Consider the following 23,740-nt stretch of genomic DNA (forward strand, 5'->3'; position numbering starts at 1 on the left):
CATTCCCCCTCTCAACCATTTCGCGATGGTCACCGCCTCAGCTTTTCACGGCGCCGAGCGTCATGCCTTTCACGAAATAACGTTGGAGGAACGGATACACCAGCACGATTGGCAGCGTCGCCACCATTGTCGCCGCCATTCGGATCGTGTCGGACGAGACGGCCAGCCGCTTGGCGGAGTCCGCCATCTTCTGCGCGTCGGACACCATGCTGCCGGTCTGGTACTGATTCAGGATTTTGACGAGCACCGCCTGAAGCGTCTTTAGATCCGGGTTGTACGTGAACACATACGAGTCGAACCAGGCGTTCCAGTGGCCGATTGCCGTGAACAGCGCGATTGTCGCGAGTACCGGCATCGACAGCGGCAGGATAATCCGGAAGTAGATATGGAGGTCGTTCGCGCCGTCGATCTTGGCCGATTCGACCAGCTCGCCCGGCAGCCCTTCGATGAACGTCCGGATCAGAATCATATAGAAGACATTCATCAGTCCGGGCAGGATGAACACCCAGAACGTATCGATCAGGTTAAGCCCTTTGAGAATCATATAGTACGGAATGAGGCCGCCGCTGAAATACATCGTGAAGATGAAGTACAGCGTCACCGGCTTGCGCAGCACGAGCTCCCGGTTGCTGAGCGGATACGCCAGCAGGCTGATGACCAGCACCGTCAGCGGCGTCCCGACGAGCGTTCGGGCCACGGTCACGAAGACCGAATGCAGAATCTCGTGATCGGTCAAAATTTCGCGGTAACTGGTGAAAGACAGCTCCCTCGGCCAGAAATAGATCCCGCCCTTAATCGTATCGGACGCGCTGTTGACCGACAAGACCAGCACGTTCCAGAACGGGTAGAACGTGGCGAACAACACCGCGATCAAGAAGGCGTACACGATGCCGGCATACGCGGCATCCCCCCAGCTTCTGCTTCTCATGAACCTCTTCCTTTCGTTCGCGGGCCAGTCTTAGAAGAGCGACTGATCGTTGACTTTCTTCGCGATTTGGTTGACCGTCAGCACCAAGATGAAGGCGACGATCGATTTGAACAAGCCGACGGCCGATGCATAAGAGAACATGCTGTTCTGCAAGCCGTACCGGTACGTGTACGTGTCGATCACGTCCGAGTATTGGAGCACCAGGTCGTTCTGCAGCAGATACTGCTGGTCGAAGCCCGCGTTCAGCACCCCGCCGACCGCCAAGATGAGCAGGATAACGATCGTCGGCTTCAGCGCCGGCAGCGTGACGTAGAGCATCTGCTTCAAGCGGGAAGCCCCGTCGACTTTGGCCGCTTCGTACAGCTCGGGATTGATCGACGCGATCGCCGCCAAATACATGATCGCGTTGAAGCCCATGTCCTTCCAGGTGTTCGACGATGCGATGATCCACCAGAAGTAGTGGCCGTTTTGGAAGAAGGCGATCGGCTCGTCGGTCAGATGCAGCAGCATGAGCACCTTATTGACCAAGCCTTCCGAGGACAACAGCGTGATAATGATGTTCGCCGCGATGACCCAGGAAATGAAGTGAGGCAAATACGAGACGGTCTGGAACAGCTTCTTGAACGCCCCGCTCTTCACCTCGTTGATCGCCAGCGCCAGCAGAATCGGCGCCGGGAAGCCGAACAGCAAGCTGAGCAAGCTCTGCGCGAGCGTGTTGCGCATGATGATCCAGAAGTCGCCGTTCGTGAAGAAGTACTCGAACCATTGCAAGCCGACGAATTCGCTCCGGAAGAACGATTCCAAGAACGGACCGCCCGGCTGGTAATTGATGAAGGCCATGTACAGCCCGAACAGCGGACCGTACGAGAATAATAACGTGCAGACGAATGCGGGCAGGATCATCAGCCATAGCATTTTTTGCTGCCGCAGCCGCTTCCCGATTCCCCCGGCTTTGTCGCGCTTCGGCAGCTTCGCCTTCGCTCTTACCGCTGCTGTATTCATTGCCGCCCCTCCTGTGTGATGTATTTACGCTGGATTGATTCTCATTATAGGGGAGGCAAGAAGACGGCTTCTATGCAAACATCCGCCGAATCATGCTCCGATCCGCCGGAGTTTCGCGCCGGGCATTGTTGAAATACCGCACGCGCACTACAATAATAGAACAAACCAATACCTGATTACCGGCTGGAGGAGGCTGCATAAAGGATGTATACAATCTTGATCGTGGATGACGAGCGATTGGAATTGGAAGCGTTCTCGGAGAACGTACCGTGGGCGTCCATGGGCATTCGGGTCGTCGGAACGGCGAAGAACGGACGCGAGGCGCTCGAGCTGACGCAGCGGCTGAATCCGGATATTATTTTGACCGATGTCCGCATGCCGATCATGGACGGCCTCGAGTTCGCCAAGCGCGCCAAGCAGCATGACAAGAAGGTGAAGATCGTCTTCCTTAGCGGGCATGACGAATTCCAATATATTAAGACGGCGCTCGCGGTCGAAGCGTCTGGCTACCTGCTGAAGCCGATCGACATGGAGGAGCTAGCGCAATTGATGGAGAAGGTGAAAGCCAAATGCGAGGAAGCAAAGCTGACGGCGCAATCCGAGGAGCTGGCCAAAGACAAGCTGCTGCGGCTGCTTCTGACCGAGGATTCGCCGGAGCACCGCAGTAAGCTAGCTGAGCAGCTGCACCAACTGGAACGTGCCGGTCTGCCCCATTTCGCGAGCTACAGGGCCGCCTACCTATCCGTCAACAATTGCGGGGATTCCGACGAAGCGGGCGAACCGGTCAGCGATCCGATTCAGAGCAGCGTGCGCGAATCGCTCTATCGGTGTTTGCGCGCGCTCGGCTATACCGGACGCTGTCTGGATTGGGAGGCCGGTGCCTTCGCCGCGCTTTATCGGATCGAGCCTGGCGGCGATGATGAAGCCATGTGGGAACGGCTTCAACAGCTGCTCGCGGAGGATTTTCCGATTCGGCTCACGATCGGATTGTCCCGAATGGGCGAACGACTGGAGGACGCCTATGCCTTGTTCCGCGAAGCGCGGCTAGCCGGTGAACACGTCTTCTATGAAGGAAGCGGATCGCTGCTTGTTGCGGAACGTCTGCGCGAACCGGCTACCGGGGAGATCGACGCCGAAGAGACGAAAGCGCTCTTATGCAAGCTGATCGGGCATCAGCAATCCGAAGAGACGGAAGTCGCGATCTCCCGATTCTTCCAGAAGCTGCGCGAATGCCGCGCGCATCGGCATTTGGTCCGGACGGCTGCCGTCAGATTGGCGGCAGGCGTGCTGAAGCATTTCGGCGCGGCCATGAAGGAGCTCTCCCTTCCGCTTACGAACAGCGAATGGACGATCATGAACGATTGCCAGACGATGGCGGAGATCGAGGCTCACGTGCAGGACATCTGCCATCGACTTGTCATGGCGTTGTCGGAGAAGGATAAGGATCGGCATCAACATGTCGTGCGACATATCCGCTCGATTATTGAGGCATCGTTCCATAAGCCGCTCACCGTCGAGGATATCGCCCGCGAAGTCTACCTGTCGCCCAATTACATCCGAACCTTGTTCAAAGAGAAGACCGGGCAGACCATACTGGAGGTCATCACCCGCAAGCGGATGGAGCACGCCTCCGCCCTGCTTGCCGACAAGTCGCTCAAAATCCATGAGGTTGCCATCCGCGTCGGGTACGAGAACGTGTCGTACTTCTGCTCGATCTTCCAGAAGACGACCGGGCACACGCCGAATGGCTACCGCAAGCAAATTTGTTGATCCGGAGGGAACTCGCCGTGCCGCACGCCATCATCGCCGCCTTAACGAAACCTTTCCGGCATATGCGACTTCGGAACAAGCTGTTCGCGCTTCTTGGCCTGGTTTCGCTCGGACCGATCCTGCTGTTCGCCGCCTACTCGTATGAGACGATGCGAAGCGAACTAACGCGTCAGATGTATGATTCCATGGCCGGGACGACCGGTCAAGTGAGCGCGAATTTGAAGATGAAGCTGGACGCATACTCGAAGATCTCGTCCTCGCTTTATCTGGACCGGCGGCTCCAAACGATGCTGACGAACGATTACTCGAGCGGCAGCGGGTATTTGGAAGCCTACGAGTACATCAACAATACGTTCAACAATTTGCTCGCGACCAATTCCGACCTATCGAATGTCGTTATTTATTCGACCAATCCGACGCTACCGGCTGATCAGGTATTCATCCGGCGGGCCGATGACGTCATGAAACGGAACGCGTGGTATGCAGCGGTCGAGAAAGCCTACGGCTCCGTCACGTTCACCGTAATGGGCGAGACGAACCCGTCGAACGAAGCGGTCGCCCAAGGGATCGAGGAGCGCAAGCCGAACCGGATCGTGCTCGCCAGACAGCTCGATAACAACAGCCTGAATTATCCGTACGGCATCCTGACATTGGAGATCCCCGAAGCCGATATTTTCGCCCTGATGGAGAAGGAGAACGCGAACAAAGAGGTGTTCATTGTCGCGGCCGACGGCACGATTATCTCTGGCAAAGACAAAGCACTGCTGGGCCGTAATCTCTACGACGGGCTGCACGGCAATGATCAAGGGGATGAACGAACAGGAAGCTTCTTCGGCACGTATAACGGCGAGCGCGTCTATGTCGTCTATAACTCGATCGACAACGGCTGGAAGACCGTCTCCATCGTCTCCTATGACAGTTTGATGAGCAACGTGAAACGCGCCTTCTCCCGCATATCGGCAGTCGGACTCGTCACAGGTCTGATCGCTATTGTCCTCATCTACGCGATGGCCCGGATGTTCACCAAACGGATCGAGCGGCTGCTCCAGATGACGCGACGTATAGAACGGGAAGACTTCGACGTGCAGACGGGAAATCCGTCGCACGACGAGCTGGGACAGCTCTCCTTTGCCATGGGCAAGATGGCCGGCCGGATGAAGGCGCTCATCAATGAGGTGTATAAGAAAGAAATTTCCAAGAGAGAAGCCGAGATGAACATGCTGCAGGCGCAGATCAACCCCCATTTTCTGTACAACACGCTCGCCTCCATCTCGGCGCTGGCCATCCGCAGCCAGGATACGCGCATCCAAGACATGGTCGGCCATCTGGCCAAGTTCTACCGGATTTCGCTGAACAAAGGCAAACGCATCATTACGTTCGGGGAAGAGATACGCCTGACGAAATCGTACATCGCCATTCAGCAGCTCCGGTTCCAAGGATTGCTTCATATTCACGAACAGATCGATGAAGCGTCGTTCCCCTACCCCGTCGTCAAGCTGATGCTCCAGCCATTCATCGAGAACATTATTCATCATGCGATCTGGGACGACGAGGCCGGCATCAACATTATTTTGAAGGCGCGCATCGAGGACGAGGAGCTGGTCATTCACGTCATTGACGACGGCATGGGGATGCGGCCTGAGCAGCTCGCAATTCTCCAGCCCGAATGGGACGGCGAGAGCAGCTCCGGCTATGGCATCCGTAACGTCGACGCCCGCATCAAGCTGGCGTTCGGCGAATCGTACGGCATTCGGATCTTCAGCCGGTTCGGCATCGGAACGACGGTGCAGATCCGGATTCCGCTCAGCGGTCTGAAATAAATGGATTGGGGGCGTTCCGCGTGTCACGAGAGATGACGCCGGGACGCCTTTTTTATTCGAAACAAAAAAAGGCGTCCCATGATAGGAGGCTCCACACCATGCAACTAAGTAAATGACCTAATGCCGCTTCGACATTTACACCTAAGTCGAGAACTGCAAAAAGCGCTACAGGGTCGGTTCCTGTAACGCTGCGTTCTTCCACTATAGAAGTTCCTCTCATGCAACCTGCATGCAGAACCCCGTTCGTCTGCTCCTTCTCTTACTCCACCTTCCCCGTGTAGCCTAGCTTCTCCAGCAGCCGATCAAGCAGCACGGCCGTCTCCGCGCGCGTGGCGGCTTGCCGCGGGCGCAGCTCGCCTGCAGCGCTGCCCTGCAGGAGTCCGGCTTGCACGACGATCTGAATCGCTGGTATCGCCCATTCGGCTGCTTCATGGCCGTCCTTGTATTTGTTCAGCACCGCATCCGCTTCCATGGTCTCGAAGGCAGAAGGTTGGACGATCGTCAACGCCTTGACGAGCATGACCGCCATCTCCTGTCTCGTGATGTCGGCGTTCGGGCGGAATTGTCCTTCTGCCGTCCCTTGCGCGAGCCCGGCCGCAGCCGCCGTGTGGATGTCGGCAGCGAACCAAGCTTCAGTATCGACGTCCTTGAACAAGCCGTTCCCCGTCGAGAGACCCCCGACGCCAAGCGTCCGTACGAGCATCGAGACGAATTCCGCCCGCGTAATCGGCGCATTCGGCATGTAGTCATCAACTGTCTTCCCCTCCACGATGAGACGACCAGCCAACCGGTCGATCGCCTTCCCCGCCCAATGTCCAGCTGTGTCAGCGAAGCTCCTCGCCCCGCTAACAACGGCATACATACCTTCGCCTTGGTAAGGAAACGTCGCTTCATAGGCCCCATTCTCGCGCAAATGAAGCTTGCCGGGAATCGGAGACAACTCGCCGTTAGTTGTGAAGCGGACAATCGTGGCCGATTGGATCGGAACCAGGTTACCGTCCGCAGCGAACGAGTAAGTGACGAGGTGCTCGAACGACTGGCGAAGCTGATCCGCGTCAACGGCTTCCTCGGCCGCTCCGATGCGGATAACAGCCGATCCTTGCAGCTGATAATCCGACGGCAGCGCTTGCTTCAGAGAGGAGAGCGCATGTGCCTCCGGATTCCCAAAGCTAATCTGAATGCGATCCTTCTCGTCCGCCGCCGATTGCAGCTGGATGAACGGAATCGTGTACGCGCCGAAACGGCTCTCGAAGCGAATGGCGGCCTGCTTGCCAGCGGATTCGATCGCTTGCTCCGCTAGGTCTCGGTCCAACCGAATCGTAACGGCTGACGCATCGCCTGTATTGGGTAGTTGTATCGCAAACCTCGTGGTCCCCTTCGCCGACTGCTTGATCAGCGCGAGCGCTTGTTCCGTGTTGATATCAACGGCGGCCGTGCCGTCTTCCGCAGGCAGCAGCTTCGCTGCTGCGGAGAGATCTCCGTCCGTCGCCTGGCCCGTTGTCGCCGGCGGATTCGGCGCGGATACGCCTCCTCCGGGGGTAGGACCGGAATTCGATCCGCCATCCGCGGCCGGCGTCAACTTATACAATTTCGACTCGGCCGCGCCGAGCGCAGCGGTTAACGTACCTTTCACGCTCCATGATGCCCCGCTCCACAGCTCCGTTGCCTGATAGGTCTTGTTCTCGTCGAGACCTGCCCGCGCAAGCAAAATCCTCTTCTCGGCGCCTTCTCCCCCATAATTGAATACAGCCAGATAATACGTGCCGTCATCGTTCAGCACGAAGCCGTCCGCCGCCTTAGCGCCCGTGTTGCCTTCGATTGCGCGGAACGCTTTGCCTTTCTTCGCTACTGCAAGGACCGCTTCGTTCTTATAAAGCACCTCCATATACGCCTTCGCCTTTGAATCGTTCACGTCGTCGGACCCGAGGAATACCGTGCCCGAGATGACGGCCGAATTGACGCGGCTGCGCGCTTCTTCAAGCGTGCCTGCCCGCGCGAGCGCCATATGGTCCGGGTCCGTGTACGGGTAGATCGTACCGTTCTGCCACCAGCCGTAAGTTAACGCATTCAGCTGGTACTCGGTATCTCCGATGGTGCCGAACGTATCGGTCGCGATCCGTCGGCTGTGCGCATATTGGCTTGGGAACATCGGCGCGATCGAAGCGCTGACGAACATGGAGTCGCCTACGGCGTCCGTCACGTAGGCCATGCCTATATTGTACGCTTGCGTGCCCGTTTGCACCGCAGCATCGTAATGCTTGCCTTCGAGCGCCCCATGCGTAAGGAAATCCAGCTTGATATATTCGAACCCGAGACGCTTGAACTTGCCGAGGAAATAGTCCATCCGCTCTTGAGCGCCGGGATGCGTCGGGTCGACCGCGTAAGCCCCATCCAGCGTCGGGAGCAGATTGCCATCTTGATCGCGCAGCAAAATATCGCCGTACTCATACGAGGAACCGTCTACAGGCTGATCCATGTTATTGCCCCAGTAGACGAACGGTCCCCAGTAAATGCCGGCCTTCTGGCCGTTCGCGCGGATTGCGGCCACCGCGTCAGCCAGCTGCTGATCGGTCAAATTATCCCAGTACGAGTCCATATTGATATACGCGACACCCTCGTTATTCATCGCCGTCAGCTCGTTCTTGTAATAATTCGACGTATCGATGACATGCTGATAAGTGAGCGAGCTGCCGTGAGCGCCCCAGCTGTTCCATCCGACGGGGACGCCTTGCGGCACGCCGGAGGCGAACGCAAGCGGCGGCGCGATCACCGCGTTCGCCTTGCCGTAGGCCTCCAAACCATCTCGATAGTCGGCATAATAACCAACGAAGATGGTCGGAGACGACAGCGTCTGCCCCCTTACTATCCCGTGCGGCTGCGAATCATGCGTCTTCGCGGACGATGCGCCGCCGTACACGCGCAGCGAGTTCAACTTGTTCGCTTCGCCGATGAAATCGATGCCGGTCTTCCATGTATCGTGCGTGACCGAACCGAGAATCAGACCGTTCCTGGTCGCGTTGTCGTAGACGGTCGTCACCTCATAGCTCGTATCGGACGCATTCACCGGCACCGCTTGATATCGAACCCACATGTCGTTGTCATAAGGAACGGACAAGACACGGCCATCGCCATAGCTGCCGACGTCGACGCCGCCCCTCGTGTTCGTGACGACAGGGGCGAAGTAATTCGATGCAAGCTCCGCATCCCCCTTGGCCTCCGTATACGTCAGGAAGAATGGTTTACCAGCATATAAACGGTATACTTGATTGAGTGTAGGCTTACCTGTCTCCTGACTGCTGAAGGTAACTTGAATGCCGTCGCCGAAGCCGTCCGCAAGCGGCTTCGCCTGGTCCATATCGAAGCGATGCTCGGCATAGCAGCTGCTCGCCAACTCGCCGAACTTGCTGTAGACGCCTTTCGTCATGGATTTGCCGTTCCAGCTATAGGCTGCAAGGCCGCTATTCAAATCGTAAAGGATCGCGTAGTCGCCTTGCTCGATCAGAACGAAACTCGCATATTCCTTGACCGTGATCGCGCCGAACGTCTTCGATTTCAAGGGTTCGCCGCTTGGCGCTTGCGGATCGGCCGCGGCTTGCTCGCAGCCCGCGACGACTTCGCCGGCAAAAGGCTCTACCGTGATTTTGTCCAGGTCGGGCGCATAGCCGCCGCCGTCCGCGAACAGGATGCTGTTATCGCCAGCCTGCAGCGTCACGTTGATCTTCTGCGTGCCGACCGTGTCCCAGTCCGCCGTCTTTGCGAACAGGATGCTCTGCGCCGGACCTTCGTTCACGCTGACTGCGAACGACCGCGGATCGCCGGAAATATAATGCACGGTCATCTCGTAAGCCCCCGCTTCGGGGACGCGGATCCCGTTCACGCGAACGCTCGCGCCTTGATACAGGTTGCCGACCTTCTTGCCGTCCGAGCATGCGGCACAATCGTTGACGGAGGCATTGCCGGCGAGCGTGTTCGATGCGGCTTCGCCTTCATAGCTTTGGGCCGCCGGGACAATCGTGACGCGGTCGATATCTGGCGAGTATCCATTCCCGTCATCGAACGTGATCGCGTTCGCGCCTGCCGTCAGCTGCAGCATGACTGTCTGCGAACCGAGCGTGTTCCAGTCCGCCGTTTTCTTGAACTCCACATGCTTCGCAGCGCCGCCGTTCACGCTAATATCCGCGCTGCGCGGATCACCCGAGATATAGTCGACGATCGCGTAATAAGAGCCGGACTCCGCTACCTCGATTCCGTTCATCCGAAGCGTGCTGCCCTGGTACAAGCCGCCGACCTTCTTGCCGCCGGAGCAGGCAGCGCAGTCCGATACAGACGCGTTGCCGGTCATCGTATGGCCTGCGGCTTCCGCCTCATAGGCGGTTCCGGCGCCCACGGTTGCGGACGCGCCGACTTCGTCGCCGCTTGCAAGCGCAGCCTCGCCATCTGCCGTCGGCAAAGAGCCGCCGATGGTCTCGCCGGCACCCGCTTCGGCCGTCGGTTGAGCGCCGCCAGCGTTCTCGCCAGCCCCCACCCCGCCCAACTGCGCGGCCTCGAGAACGGACGCCGCCGCCGATGTCGCCTCTGCATAACCGGGCGTCGTTGTCGCGGCCGCGAGCAAGACCAGCAGCGCCACACATAAAGTAAGCGTTTTCCTCATCGGATTTCTCCTTTCGTTGATCGGGTTCTTCCCGCTACATGTCAAATGTAAGGGAGCGGCCCTTCCGCGGACAATCCAAGAATCCTCCGAATCATAACGCAAAATAAAGGAGTCTCGCTCCTTGAGCAAAACTCCTTCCATATCTCCTTATGTATGAGCTCGGCGAATGAGCCGAATTCCGCGCTATACGTTAAAGCGATATCCGACGCCCCAGATCGTCTCGATCATTTGCGGCTTGGACGGTTGACGTTCGATTTTCTCCCTAAGCTTGCTAATATGCACCGTAACCGTCGCGTTGTCGCCCATCGCGTCGAAGCCCCAGATCCGCTCGAACAGTTCATCCTTGCTGAACACCCGGTTCGGGTGCGTTACGAGGTAGAGCAGGAGATCGTACTCCTTGGTCGTGAGCGTCGCCTCGCGTTCGCGCACGAATACTTTGCGGGCCAGCTTGTCGATGGTCAGCCCGTTCAACCGCAGCTCGTCTTTCGGCTGGGGGGTGCCCGGGCCTGGCTGCATGGTTAGCCGTTCGAACCGGCTAATGTGGGCTTTCACCCGCGCGACTAATTCGCCGACGCTGAACGGCTTGCAGATGTAATCGTCCGCCCCGAGGCCAAGTCCTCGGATTTTGTCGATCTCCTCAATCTTCGCGGACACCATCAGGATCGGGATATGCTTCGTTCGCCGCACTTGCTTGCATATTTCGTAGCCGTCCACGCCGGGCAGCATCAAATCCAGCAAAATGAGATCGATCTCGCCTTCCAGCGCCTTCCGGAGACCGGATTCGCCCGTCGATGCAATCTCAACGGCAAAACCGCTTGCCTCCAAGTAGTCCTTCTGCACTTCGGCGATAACGGAATCATCCTCAATAATCAGAATCGTCTTCATTGCGCCCCTCCCGGCGTGTCCTTGGCATGGATGGGCAGCGAGAACGAAATCACGGTCCCCTCGCCCAAGCTGCTGTCTGCCCATACCCGCCCGCCATGCTCCTCGATGATTTGTTTGACAATGGCCAGTCCCAAGCCGCTCCCGCCGCGCTCCGAAGTACGAGCTTCATCCGCGCGATAGAAGCGCTCGAAGATGCGCGGCAGCGACTCTCGCTCGATGCCCGGGCCGTTGTCGGCGATACTGACCGTGACCATTCCGGCTTGATCCGCGCCTGATCGCGCGACCAGCTTGAAGGTCAGCTTCTTCTCCGGCTTCTCCATATGCTTCAAGCTGTTCTCCACGATATTCATGATCGCCCTGCCCAGCTTCTCCCTGTCCGCCATGATCTGAACGGTCTGTACGCCCGGATGCTCGAAGCCGATGTCGAGATCGCCTGCGCCAGACTCGGACTGCAGCCGCAATTCTTCGGCGCAGTCGCTCAGGAAAGCGGTCAAGTCTACAGGGGCAAAGTGGAATGGCAGCTTCTTCATGTCGAGCTTGGAGAACAGGAACAGCTCATCGATCATACGGTCCATGTCGGCCGCCTTCCGATGAATCATTTGGATATACTTGAGCTGTTTCTCAGGCGTGTCGGCGATGCCGTCCCGCATGATGTCGGCGCAGCCGGCAATGGCGGTGATCGGCGTCTTGAGATCGTGCGAGATGCTGGAGATTAACGCCTTGCGGTCCTCCTCGACTTGAAGCTGCACGCGAATCGAATCCTTCAGCCGCAGCCGCATTTCTTCGAAGGCGCTGCCCAACCGCCCGAGCTCGTCCCTGCGCTTCTTCATCTGGAGCGGATGCTCGAGATCGCCCTCCTTGATGTGCTCGGCCGCCTGCTTCAACGCCTTGATCGGTCGAAGAATGCTTCGCGACACGAGATACGTGAGCAATCCGTTCGTCAGCACGACGGCGCCGATCAACAGCAGCGCGACGATCGGGAAGAACGTGCGGACCATCTCGTTGGTAGCGGTAATATCGGCCATAAAAAATACCGAACCCTTCAGGCCATCTTGATAGGTGACGGCTTCTTGCGTGAACGTATAGTTGCGCCCGTCTAACGTAAATTCCGAATCCGACCACTCGTCGACCGGTTCGCTTTGAAGCTTGGTCGACAGCTCGGACATGTCTGCTCTCTCCATGAGCGGCGAGACGTACGTGAACGCCCCCCCTTTCTCCAGCACCATCGCGGCTTTGACCGCTTGAAGCTGATCGCCGGCTCGCTTCAGATAGGCGTCATCCTCCATCAAACCGGGTTCGTACTCGAACATATACGACAGTCCCGCCATCTGCCGATCCTGCTCTTCCTGCAGCGCATGGAAAGCCTTCATCCTCTCCACGGATTCCAGCTTGATCGGCGGATCGATGCCGACTTCGTCACTGTAAATCATCGCCAGCAGTCCCATCATGACCATGAGGAACAAGACGACCGGGACGATGATCATCGCGATATAAGAGAAGAGCAGTTTCAGACGGATCGACATGGCATTTCTACTCCTTCAGGCGCTTGCCTGCACCCGCGCAGCGCGCTTGATGGTTATTAGGCAGCAAATTAGCTTGGCGGTGTTGCCGAATCGGCCTTGGCGTCAGTACGATTGCTTCTCGAACCGGTACCAGCCAGCCGCATAGCTAATTATACCGTGCGCCAGCAAGAACAGGAACAACGTAATGGCGTGGCTAGCGGATGGGAGATTTCCAAGCCAAAGCCGATACCAATCGGATTGCGCGAACACGTTCCATGTCGTAGACGACGGGTAGACAAGCGGCAGCGCCTTCCCGACCAGATAGAGAAACAAGAGGAATAAGAAGGCACCGGTGCTGCTGCCGAACCATTGCACGACGAAAGCCGCAAGAGACGCGAACGCCATCATCGGGACGAAAGCGGCAAAATAGACGCCCATGCTGTGCAGTGCGCCAAGCGCGGACGCCCCGCTGCCCATGCCTGTGAACAGTTCGGTCAGCCAAGCCAGCAGCCACACTTCTCCGAGCATAAGCAGGCAGAGCGCCGCAGCCGCCGTCAGTTTGGAGGCATAGACCGCAGATCTTGCGATCGGCCTCGTCACGACGAGCTTCATCGTTCGCGCCGCCTTCTCGCCGGCGAATAATTCAGCTACCGTCATGAACAAGACCGGAGGCAGCCAGAACACGACCATCAAGTCCAACATAAGAAGGGGCAATCCGGCGGCCCCGCCAGCACCGATGAAGCTCACCCCCGTTCGGCCGTTCAAGCTGCCGAGCAGCACCCCCGCTATGATGGGTACGATCGCGGTAAGGAGGAGCACCATACGGATTTTGCGCATGGCCAGCAGCTTATCGATTTCGTTGCGCACGTTCGCGACATAGCTATGCATGAATCCTCGCCGCTCCTTTCGCTTGCCCATGAATCGCGTACAGATAAGCGTCTTCGAGCGTGATCCCGCCGCCGACCAAGTCGGTTATGCGCCCTTGGCTGATGAGTTCGCCGCCGCCGATGATGCAGGCATGCGTGCACACCTGTTCCATCTCTTGGATGCCGTGACTGGAGATGAGGAATGTCGTCCCTTCTTCCCGCGATAGCCGAGCGATCAGGCCGCGGAGCCAAAGAATGCCGTCGATGTCGAGCCCGTTGGTCGGTTCATCCAGGATGATCAGTTCCGGCCTTGCGAGCAGCGCCGCCGCAATGGCGAGCCGCTGCTTCATTCCAAGGGAGTAGCCGGACACTTTCTTACGCTTCTCGTTACTCAATCCTACGAGTTCCAGCACCTCGTCGATCCTTCCTTTCGGAAGATCCGGATAGTAGCGCGCCGCTAGCTTCAGATTTCGCTCGGCGCTCATATATTCGTAAGCGTCTGCTGTCTCGATCAGGCAGCTGACGCGCGACATCGCGGACGCATAGTGATCCTGGATGTCGATACCGAACAGCTTGACGGTGCCGCTATCCGCATGGATAAGACCGGTCAGGATTTTCAGCAGCGTCGTCTTGCCCGCTCCGTTCGGTCCGAACAGCCCCCATACTTCCCCCTTGCCGACTCGTATGCTCATATTCGCGATGACGCGGCCGCCCGGGTACCGCTTGACGACCTGTCTGACTTCCATGACCGGCTCCATGCCTGAATCGCCCCTTCCTTGTTCTTTCGTGACTCGTTACGTCAAATTACCAGCCGTGGCCATTCTTCTGGTCATCGTCCGGCTTGACGATCTCGACCTGCTTATTCGTCAAATCCACAGTGTCCGGCGCTACCTGATCCCGCTGCGTAACCTGCAGGTCCAGCTCTACCTTCAGCTCGTGGCGCTTACCCGCTGCATCTTGGCCCGATACGACGATCTCGGCCGATTGATCCTGGATCAAGTTGTTCGCATCGATCTCCGCGTCCAGATTGATCGCGGTTATGCGCACGTCGTCCACCAGATCGGGAAGCTCGACGTCTAACTCGCGAGGCATAGCGGAATCGGCCGACTTTTCACTCAGCTCGTCTTCGTGCTCCGAAGCGGCCGTGATCAAGAAGGAACCAATGGCTTGAACCGGAGCTGGAATTTGTGCGCTGTTCAGATGCAGCGCCACCTGCTTGCCACCGTCTTTGCCTTCGATCAACGTTACTTGGTTACGGAGCTGTCCCACCAGCGCGTCGATGACGTTCTCCGCTAGCTCCGCATGCTTACCGTTCATCGCATGACCTTCACGGCCGTCTTCCCAGTCCTTCCCGTCTCCCTCGTACACTTGATAGATGTCGCTGTCTCCCTTCTTCAGCACCGTGCGGCCGTCTTGATGGTAGACGTTCAATGACTTGCTCTCTTTGCCGTTCGTCAGTCGGACGCTCGCACTGCCCGCCTGTTTGTCGGTGTCGCCTTTGAAAGTTGTACTGGCGGCAAATAAGCTAGCCCCGTTATCCGTCACTTGGAACGACGCTTCACCCGCAATGCTGCTAATCGTGCCGGACTGCTTCCATGCTTCCTTGTATGCTTCATAACCCGAATTCCCCGCGCCTGCGGCTAGACCGCTCGCCACCAGCATGACGGCGCCGACGCCGATTCCCGTTCCGATCATCCATTTCTTCTTCATTAGTACCTTCCTCCTCGTTATTCGCATTCGCGGTACGTTCGCGTTATTTCCCTTGCTCCCGTCCGCTGATATCAGAATAACCGGCAGCTCTAAAGCGCCTCTAAGGAAAGTCTTAAAAAAGTATAAAATAGGAAATACAGCCGCAAGAAACGCCATTCGCCGCCCAACGCAAACAGCCTCGACGCAGACGTCGAGGCTGAGCTAGCATAACGCTATGGAGCACGGGAGTTAACCTGTATGTGTGAAGCTGAACGCGGACGTACCGCATGCAAGCGGCAGATGTTAGTTGGCAAGCAGTGCGGCCAGCGACTTGAGAAACAGAAGGAGGAGCTCTTCGTATTTCATGCTTTTAACCACCTTTGTTCGATTTTTGGACGGTAAGCCTTCGCTAGATTCGACTGGTATCGCTTGCAAAACAGCATTTGATAGTTGCCTCTATCGGTTGCGGATCGCTCCTTTCACCACGGCGCGCAAGATGCGGCCTTGTTGGCGTTTACATCTAATTTATATGCACCATAGGTCGTCCTCCTGACGAATTTCATGACAAAAAAACCGTTCGACGAACGCAAGGTTCGGATCGAACGGTTGTCATGTGCCCGCAAGGCGCGCTTAACACTCTTCCTCATTCATGTTGCGCTGCAGGAACTGCGCTTCGAATTGTTCGGCGTCCAGCGGGCGGCTGAACAGGAAGCCTTGAATCTCGTCGCATTCGAACTCGGCCAATTTCGCCAGCTGCTCCGGTGTCTCCACCCCTTCGGCCAACACCTTCATGTGCAAATTGCGCGATAACGCGATGATCGTCTTGACGATGGCCGCATCTCGCTCGTCTGTCGAAATATTTGTAATGAACGAACGGTCGATTTTCAGCTTATCGATCGATAAATCCTTGACGCAGCTGAGCGAGGAGTATCCCGTCCCGAAGTCGTCCATCGCGATCGACACCCCGATGGATTGCAGCTGTCGAAGCACGGCTTTCGTATGCGTCAAATCAATCAGCGCCGTGCTCTCCGTAATCTCCAGATGGAGCGACTGTGGCGCAAGGCGCGTTCCCTGCAAGACGCCGCTGACGCTCTCGACGAAATCGTAGCGTCCGAACTGCTGATACGATACGTTCACCGACATGACCAATTCCGGTTTATACCGGCTTTGCCATGCCACAAGCTGACGGCACGCGGTCTTGAGCACCCAATGTCCCAACTGGTCGATGAGACCGTATTCTTCCGCGACAGGGATGAACACGGAAGGCGCGATCGCTCCTCTGTCCGCGTGAAACCATCGAACGAGCGCCTCGGCGCCGATGAGCTTCTTGCTCTTGAGATCGAACAACGGCTGGTAAAACACCACAAGCTCTTCGTCGGCAATGGCTTTGCGCAGCTCGCCTACGAGCGCCCGCTTCTCCACCATCAAATCGCAGAACTCGCTGTTATAGAACTGAAAGCGATTTTTGCCGGCTTGTTTCGCTTTATACATCGCCATATCGGCATTCTTCAACAGCGCTTCTGATGTGTCGCCATCCTGCGGATAGATGCTGATGCCTGCGCTCACCGTAATATAATGCTCGGTTCCCATGACGTTGACGGGGTTCTCGAAGTAACGGATGATTCGCTTGGCCAACTCCTCGGCGGTCTTCGAGGTAGCGACCTGGATCAAGATCGCGAATTCGTCTCCACCGAACCGTGCCGCAATACCGCGATCATTCAGAATGTCCAACAAGTCGTGCGAGAATTGCTGCAGCAGCCGGTCGCCCGCGAAATGACCGAACGTATCGTTGATTTCCTTGAAATTATCCAGATCGAGGAACATGCAGGCGAACATACGGCCATCTGGATCGGGGTCTGTTAACAGCTCGTCCATCCGCTTATGCAGCAGCATGCGGTTCGGCAGATCCGTCAGCGTATCGTAATACGCCATATGCGTGATTCGCTTCTCCGCCTCTTTCCGAGCCGAAATATCCTTGGCAATACCGTAGACGCCGACGATCGCTTCGTTCACGACGATGGGAATGTTGATGATCATGAACGGAATGGCGATCCCGGTTCGATGAATCAATGTCGTCTCGAACGTATGCGGCTTACCCGAGTAGGCTTGCGAAATGCTGTGCTGCATTGGCGCCCGGTCCGAATCGACCAAAATCGCGTACAGCGACTTGACCTCGTGGTCGAGATAACCCAGGATTTCCTGGAACTTGCTGTTCTTCGTCAGGAAATCGCCGCCCGCGTTAATGGAGTATACGATGTCGGGATTGTACTCGACCAGCGATTTGTAACGCTGTTCCGACTCATCCAGGTAAGCATTCAGCTCGAACAATTCGTCCGTCGACACTTGCGCCAGATTAGACATCGCCTTCAAGACGTCCAGCTCCCCCCATTGCTGCGGGCGCTGCGCTTCCTCTGGCGGCGAGACGCGCGGCTGCGCGTTATCGCCCTCGGCAAGAATGAGCAGGGTCATCGAGTGATTCAGCACGACGTTGGACTTCTGATGATGATAGAATTCGCCGTTCGTGAATAATCCGGCGGTTGGCGCTAATTGCTGCAGCGGTTCGATTTCGTAGCCAATGGAATGGAAAATGAAATTCTTGCGCGCTTCGCAGGAATAGATGAAGATCGCCTCGGATGGTATATCCAGCAATTGCTCGACGAGACGCTTCGAACGATCGATAATAAGCTCGGGATCGCCGAAGCCGAACCGGACGACGTCTCCGTTCTCGATGTTTCCGGAAAGCGTAACGGATCCGTCATCATGCACGTCGATAATATCCCGGCAAATCTCAATACCATCTTTTTGCATGATCAGCGGGAAGTTTTTGCTCTTCTCCACAATATGCTCCGCAATGTTCTCGCCCAAATATTTGCGATAGAGCGGGATGACGTTCCGATTGTCGATCCGATAGAGACGTTTGCCTTCGGCATGCGTGACGGCAAACCGTTTGCCGATTTGATTCCAGCTAAGACTGTAAGCGTTCGCGGCGTGCAAGTTCTCGCCAGCCAGCGAGATGCCTACGGCGCCTGCTTTCATTAGCGACTGACCAAGGATAAGCGAGCGTCCGTCTTCAAGCCCAGCCGCGATGCCGCCGGCGAGGATCGCATCAGGGTGGACATCTCCGATTCCCTGCAAGAACGCATCCGAATTATCCATAGTACCGGTGAAGACGATCATCGCCTTCATGCCGGGCTGGCTCAACTTCGCGGCAAGCAGCTTCCCAGCCTCGTACTCGGTTACACCGGGCGTTAGTTCGAGTGAGGCGGACACGATGCTTGCTTGTTGGAATTCGACGATGGATATAATCGTAGACTGGGCTTGGACGCCCCCATCGATGATCTCCCCTGCCGAGGTGCAGCCGATTATAACGGCATTGGGCAAGAGCGATTGGACGAGGTCCGCGATCGTCTGGAGGCTAAGCGCCTGCGGTGTGGACGTGAACATTTGAACGAGCAGAGGGTTGGACGCATTGATGGATCGTTCCCGCAGCCACGCTCGAAGCTGCTCCTGATTGTGATAACTATGCTGATGGACGCGCACGTGGGGTACTCTCCCTTATCCTGAAGTTCTCGCCCGATGACAGGCGATTATTCTGGTTGTCTATATTGTAGATCACTTGAATTGCCGTAGTTGCGAGATCGCACTTACATGGACTCGGTTGCAGATGCGTTAGCCGGATACGATCGTTCGGTTTTTCCCCGACCTTTTCGCTTGATAGAGCGCCATGTCCGCTTGATGGAACAGCTCCTCCTTGCTCATGCCTGCTTCCAGGCGACGCAAGCCGATGCTGACCGTAATCGTTTCTCCGCTTAGTTTCTCGTGCGTCCGTTCGGCGATCGCCTCCCGGATCGTCTCCAGCTGCTCCGTTACTCTGGCCGTGTCTTTGCCGACGGTCAAGATGGCAAATTCTTCTCCCCCGTACCTCGATACGAAGTCATCCGGATCCTGTAAGGCTTGCAGCTGACCGGCCACGAATTGAATAACGGTGTCCCCCGCGGCATGTCCGTACGTATCGTTCACCCGCTTGAAATTGTCGATATCGAGCAGGACGAGATGAACCTGGAGGGAATTGACTTCGGCTATCGCCATAACATGCGTCAAATGCTCATGGAAGGAACGGTGATTATATAGCCCCGTCGCCGAATCGACGCGGCTCAGCTTCTCCATCAACACGTTCTTCGTTTGAAGATCCTGCTTCTCTTGCGTCACCGCCACCAACTCGCTGGATAACGCGAACGCATGCTTGCGCAAATTGTTGGCAATGAGGGCGGTCGCGACGAGCAGCGACACGAGCATAATTAATTCGGAGACGTCGAGATGCGCGCGGATGACCGGGGACAGCGCAGAGATCGCGACGACGCTGAACAATGCCTGCCCAAGCGCGAAAAGGATCAAGCGCCTGCTGTAGAAATACAAGGATAACAGCAGCGGAATGATCAAACTGTAGAATGCGATGGACAGCTCGTATAGCGAGAAGATGATGATGCAGATAAACAAATTGACGCCGATGATAAGCTGGTATTCCGCATACGGCCGCTCCTTCCGGAACAGCCAGCCCATGAACGCGTTCATGGCGGCCAGCTTCAAGGCGGGGAAGCATATCGCGTACCAGAAGAAATCCGAAGTATCATGTTCGGTAAAAAAAAGCTGCACGCCTGTACCTAACACATACAGACCCGTAATCAGCCAGCAGCTTCGCAAAATATCCGGATATAAACCTCGACGGTGTACCTCGTATGGGTTCATTCATTCTGCCTGCCTTCTCGTGCTTGTTCTGTGGTGTTCGTTCCTCGTTACCTGTCCGACAAATCGTTTATCTCATTAAAAATTCTCTGCTCCGATGGATTATCCTGCTTCCCTAACCTGTGAAGCCACTAGCAATATCAAACGCTTATGGTCAAAAATGGATCTGCTGCAGGCTACTCTTCGCGCAAAACGCATAACGTCAACTTTACCGCAAAATGGGTATAGTACAAGTAAACGATTGTCAAAATTGGAGGGTGATGAACGATGAAACGAAAACTGCTCGTCACTGGCGCTTCCGGTGTGATCGGCGCCCGGGTCACGGCAGGTCTTCGCGAGCTCGGCGCCTATGACATCGTCGCTGCGGATCTACATCCAGACGAAAGTCTCGGCGTCGTTCCGCTCGATGTTACGGATGCGCAGCGGCTGCTGGCGTTGACAGCCGGCATCGATACCGTGCTTCATTTCGCGTGGGCCAAGGACCAAGACGACTTTCTCGGCAAAGTGCTGCCGATCAATGTGACTGGCGCTTACCATCTATACGAGGCAGCTCGCCTTAACGGGGTGAAGCGCGTCATCTTCGCCAGCTCCAATCATGCAACCGGCTATTACAAAGTCGGCGAGCAGGTCGAGGCGCATTCCCCGTACCGCCCCGATAGCTTCTATGGGCTGAGCAAATGCTACATCGAACTTCTCGGGCGGCTGTATGCGGACAAGTACGGAATCTCGTCCATTAACATCCGCATCGGCAACTTCCCGAAAGACGACCGTCCGCATTCGGATCGCGCGGCGCACATCTGGATATCCGAGCGGGATATGGTGCAGCTGGCTGAGCGATGCATCGAGGCTGATCCGGCGATACCGTTCCTTTGCCTGTACGGCACGTCCGCCAACGCCGACAACTACTACGACATCGGCTACTTAAGCACCCTCATCGGATATAATCCGCAGGATGACGCCGCTCAGCTAATGGAAGAAGCCAGACGCGGCCATGTTTCAGTGAAGCATGACGAAACCGTCTATCAAGGCGGCGTGAAGGAGCTATAAGCGCAAATCAAACAGGGTGCCCGGAATCGGGCACCCTGTTGATTCGTTAATAAACATCGCGCCTCGTGAACGAGATGAACGACACGACGAGCGCAAGCGCGCCCCAAATGAACAGAACAAGCATCGAGAAGCCCAGCGACATGCCTTCGATCGGAGGCGCGGCGTCCTCCAAGTAGTCGATCAGCTCCAGATTGACCATGAACAGATATTTCGCCGTCTCCCAGGAGGAGACCATCGTCCGCAGAATCGTACCCGCAATCAGGCAAGCCAGCATAATCCCCATGACAGCCGCCGTCGTGCGCACGAGGACGGACAACATGAACGTAATCGTCGCCACGACGACCGACACGAACCAGGCGAGCCCGAGTTCCATGACAATGAACTGCCACTGCGGCACGATGCGCACGCCCGACGTATCGAGTTCGCCGTCGGTTACGGCGAAGCCGGTCAGTACCGGCGCATCCCAGCCCTGGTAGCCGAACACGAGCCCCGAGATAACCGCGGACAGCAGACCGAACAACGTAATAATGAGCGACACCGATAAGAGGAGCGCCAAATATTTGCTGAGCAAAATTCGCCAGCGCCGCACCGAACGGGTAAGCAGCACCTTGATCGTACCCGAGCTATGCTCAGAGGAGACCAAGTCGGCCGCGACGATCATCATCATGAGCGGCAGAAGCAGCGAGATGCCGTTCTCCACGAAGCTGCGTACGAACGTCGGCGCGCCTGGTTCGGCAGGGTTGACGTTCTGTTCCAAGTAGTATCGCTGCTGCGCGATGCGCAGTTCGAGCTCTCCTTCGTTGCCGCGTACGCTGCCGCTCGCAAGCCTCGCCTCCCAGCCGGCAATCCGCAGCTCCAGCGCGACACGCCAGTCGACGTCGCCGAACCGCTTGCGGTTCTCGGCCGCCTGCTGAGATTGGGCATAGGTGAAGAGCGCGATCAGAATGGCGATGATGAGCGTGATGACGAGCAGCCTGCGCTTACCGGTAATCTTGACCATTTCGTTGTACACGAGGTTAATCAATGCCTTCCCCTCCCGTCAGCTCCAGGAACAGATCCTCCAGCGAGGGCAGCCTGCGGCACATTTCGGTTACCATGACGCCTGTCTCGACAAGCGCTTGATTCCAACGCCCGATCTTATCCTCGTCATACGGGGTCAGCACCGAATCGCCAAGCCTCTCGGCTGATCCGGCAAGCTCTCGCAGCAGCGCCTCGCCTCTATCGATCGGGTCCAGCCGCCAGCTCACCCGCTCTTGCTGAAGCAGCAGATTGTCCACCGTATCTACGCGGACGACGCGTCCTTTCGAAATAATCGCAACTCGGTCGCACATGAGTTGAATCTCGCTCAACAGATGACTTGATACGAGTACCGTTAGCCCTTCCTTCTCGGCCAGGTAGCGTATGAATTCCCGCATCTCCCGAATACCCGAAGGATCGAGACCGTTCGTCGGCTCGTCGAGAATGAGCAGCTTCGGCTTGCCAAGCAGCGCTTGCGCGATGCCGAGCCGCTGGCGCATCCCGAGCGAATAGGTCTTCACCTTATCGTGAATGCGTGCAGATAACCCTACGAGCAAGACGACTTCGTTCATCCGCGCCTCGTCAATGCCAGGCATCATCCGCGCGAAATATTGTAAATTACCCCAGCCGCTCAAATAGCTGTATAGTTCCGGATTTTCGACGATGCAGCCCATGCTCCCTGTGGCCTCGGGGAATTGCCGGTGCAGATCGTAGCCGCAGATTCGAATCGTGCCCGCGGTCGGCTTGATCAGACCGACGAGCATCCGAATGGTCGTCGTTTTGCCCGCTCCGTTCGGACCGAGGAAACCGAATACCTCGCCGCGCTTCAGCTCGAAGTCGATGCCATGAATGACTTCCCGTTTCCCGATGACCTTGCGAAGGCCTTGAACGGATAACGTAATCTCTTCTTGCGCCGCTGCGCCAAACTTGCCGGTCATTCGCTCTCCTCCTCCCATCTGATAAGCGAAGCGACCCGCTCCCCGATCAACCGGTATCCCTCCTCGTTCGGATGGAACTGGTCCACCGCGAGGTAATCCTGCACCTTCAGCTGGAACAGGTCCAAGGTAGGCACGAGGACGGTGTCCGGGTATGCGGCCGCCGTCTCGGCCGCCTGATAGTTCCAATCTCGCACGATCTTGGTTGTCGTCTGCGTATTCTCCCTTGCAATGAACGGATTATAAAGCCCGATAAGGAATAGCTCCGCGGAAGCATTGAGCGTGCGCAGCTCCTTCAAAACACGACTCAGATCGGTCAGAAATGTTTCTTGGATGGAGGCAATGTTCACTGGATCCAAGTTGCCGAGCGTCTCTCCGCTGCGAAATAGATCGTTGCCGCCGATACTGACGACGACAGCATTCGCTGCCGCAAGCTCCGCGCGGACGGCCGGTTTCGCGAGCGACTCGGCTAGTTCAGGCGTTCGCATCCCGTCGACGCCATAGTTCTTGACAACAATCTCCTGATCCGCGGCCTTGGTCTTGAGCTCATCGGTCATGTAGCCGACATAACCTTTGCCGCTTGGATCGCCTGCCCCTCGTGTTAATGAATCGCCGAGCGCGACCACGCGGAATTTGCCGTCGTCTGCGACCGGCGGCGTCTCCTCCGCCACAGGCGTCGGAACTGCCGGCGTGCCGGATGCACTGGTGAAGTAATTCTGCATCGTCCAGCCCAAGCCGCCCAGCCAGATCAAGCCGGACAGCGCCGAGACCGCCATAAGTCCTTGCATCCATCTCCCGTTCATCGCGCACTCCTTCCTAATCCAGGCCATACCTATGGAATTTCCTGCAAAGCTAGTCCTATCCTACCAGTGAACATAGCATACG

16 protein-coding genes are annotated in these 23,740 nt (G+C 56.9%); 3 read left to right on the top strand and 13 right to left on the bottom strand.

Annotated elements, in window-relative coordinates:
* Positions 1–37: 37 nt before the first annotated feature.
* Entirely contained in the window at positions 38–928 is an 891-nt protein-coding gene (locus ACFFSY_RS19495) for a carbohydrate ABC transporter permease (RefSeq protein WP_377497112.1), read from the bottom strand.
* 30 nt (positions 929–958) lie between these two features.
* Positions 959–1,843: an ABC transporter permease gene (locus tag ACFFSY_RS19500; protein ID WP_377497844.1), complete on the bottom strand. Its 885-nt coding sequence runs from the start codon at positions 1,841–1,843 to the stop codon at positions 959–961.
* Between the two features lie 291 nt (positions 1,844–2,134).
* Between ACFFSY_RS19500 and ACFFSY_RS19505 the strand changes: the two genes are divergently transcribed.
* A complete protein-coding gene (locus ACFFSY_RS19505; RefSeq protein WP_377497114.1) occupies positions 2,135–3,700 on the top strand; it encodes a response regulator in 1,566 nt (521 codons plus the stop codon).
* 17 nt (positions 3,701–3,717) lie between these two features.
* Entirely contained in the window at positions 3,718–5,520 is a 1,803-nt protein-coding gene (locus tag ACFFSY_RS19510; protein WP_377497117.1) for a sensor histidine kinase, read from the top strand.
* A 259-nt stretch (positions 5,521–5,779) separates the two neighbouring features.
* Here the strand turns inward: ACFFSY_RS19510 and ACFFSY_RS19515 are convergent, their stop codons facing one another.
* The 8 genes from ACFFSY_RS19515 to ACFFSY_RS19550 form a co-directional block, all read right to left on the bottom strand.
* A complete protein-coding gene (locus tag ACFFSY_RS19515) occupies positions 5,780–10,171 on the bottom strand; it encodes an S-layer homology domain-containing protein (RefSeq protein WP_377497119.1) in 4,392 nt (1,463 codons plus the stop codon).
* Positions 10,172–10,354: 183 nt separating this feature from the next.
* Complete coding sequence (locus ACFFSY_RS19520; RefSeq protein ID WP_377497121.1) at positions 10,355–11,056, bottom strand: response regulator transcription factor; 702 nt, start codon at positions 11,054–11,056, stop codon at positions 10,355–10,357.
* A complete protein-coding gene (locus tag ACFFSY_RS19525) occupies positions 11,053–12,579 on the bottom strand; it encodes a sensor histidine kinase (protein ID WP_377497123.1) in 1,527 nt (508 codons plus the stop codon). Before ACFFSY_RS19525 ends, ACFFSY_RS19520 begins: the two co-directional genes overlap by 4 nt.
* A 102-nt stretch (positions 12,580–12,681) precedes the next feature.
* Positions 12,682–13,446: a DUF2705 family protein gene (locus tag ACFFSY_RS19530; protein WP_377497125.1), complete on the bottom strand. Its 765-nt coding sequence runs from the start codon at positions 13,444–13,446 to the stop codon at positions 12,682–12,684.
* Positions 13,439–14,182 (bottom strand): ABC transporter ATP-binding protein, encoded by a 744-nt coding sequence (locus ACFFSY_RS19535; protein ID WP_377497127.1) that lies wholly within the window; start codon positions 14,180–14,182, stop codon positions 13,439–13,441. Before ACFFSY_RS19535 ends, ACFFSY_RS19530 begins: the two co-directional genes overlap by 8 nt.
* Before the next feature lie 46 nt (positions 14,183–14,228).
* The gene (locus ACFFSY_RS19540; RefSeq protein WP_377497129.1) at positions 14,229–15,134 is read right to left on the bottom strand and encodes a hypothetical protein; all 906 of its coding nucleotides are present in this window, start codon (positions 15,132–15,134) and stop codon (positions 14,229–14,231) included.
* 609 nt (positions 15,135–15,743) lie between these two features.
* Positions 15,744–18,653, bottom strand: coding sequence for a bifunctional diguanylate cyclase/phosphodiesterase (locus ACFFSY_RS19545; RefSeq protein ID WP_377497131.1), 2,910 nt, complete (start codon positions 18,651–18,653; stop codon positions 15,744–15,746).
* Between the two features lie 129 nt (positions 18,654–18,782).
* Positions 18,783–19,859, bottom strand: a complete 1,077-nt coding sequence (locus tag ACFFSY_RS19550) for a GGDEF domain-containing protein (protein WP_377497133.1) — start codon at positions 19,857–19,859, stop codon at positions 18,783–18,785.
* Positions 19,860–20,123: 264 nt separating this feature from the next.
* Here ACFFSY_RS19550 and ACFFSY_RS19555 point away from each other — a divergent pair, with 264 nt between their 5' ends.
* Positions 20,124–20,903 (top strand): NAD-dependent epimerase/dehydratase family protein, encoded by a 780-nt coding sequence (locus tag ACFFSY_RS19555; protein WP_377497135.1) that lies wholly within the window; start codon positions 20,124–20,126, stop codon positions 20,901–20,903.
* A gap of 46 nt (positions 20,904–20,949) precedes the next feature.
* Here the strand turns inward: ACFFSY_RS19555 and ACFFSY_RS19560 are convergent, their stop codons facing one another.
* From ACFFSY_RS19560 to ACFFSY_RS19570, 3 genes are read right to left on the bottom strand one after another with little or no spacing between them, the layout of a single operon-like run.
* The gene (locus ACFFSY_RS19560) at positions 20,950–21,927 is read right to left on the bottom strand and encodes an ABC transporter permease (protein ID WP_377497137.1); all 978 of its coding nucleotides are present in this window, start codon (positions 21,925–21,927) and stop codon (positions 20,950–20,952) included.
* Complete coding sequence (locus tag ACFFSY_RS19565) at positions 21,920–22,858, bottom strand: ABC transporter ATP-binding protein (protein ID WP_377497139.1); 939 nt, start codon at positions 22,856–22,858, stop codon at positions 21,920–21,922. The genes ACFFSY_RS19560 and ACFFSY_RS19565 overlap by 8 nt, the downstream gene beginning before the upstream one ends.
* Complete coding sequence (locus ACFFSY_RS19570) at positions 22,855–23,658, bottom strand: GDSL-type esterase/lipase family protein (RefSeq protein WP_377497141.1); 804 nt, start codon at positions 23,656–23,658, stop codon at positions 22,855–22,857. Before ACFFSY_RS19570 ends, ACFFSY_RS19565 begins: the two co-directional genes overlap by 4 nt.
* Positions 23,659–23,740: the final 82 nt, after the last annotated feature.

The sequence above is a fragment of the Paenibacillus aurantiacus genome, from assembly GCF_042431225.1.
Taxonomy (GTDB): Bacteria; Bacillota; Bacilli; order Paenibacillales; family Paenibacillaceae; genus Paenibacillus_Z; species Paenibacillus_Z aurantiacus.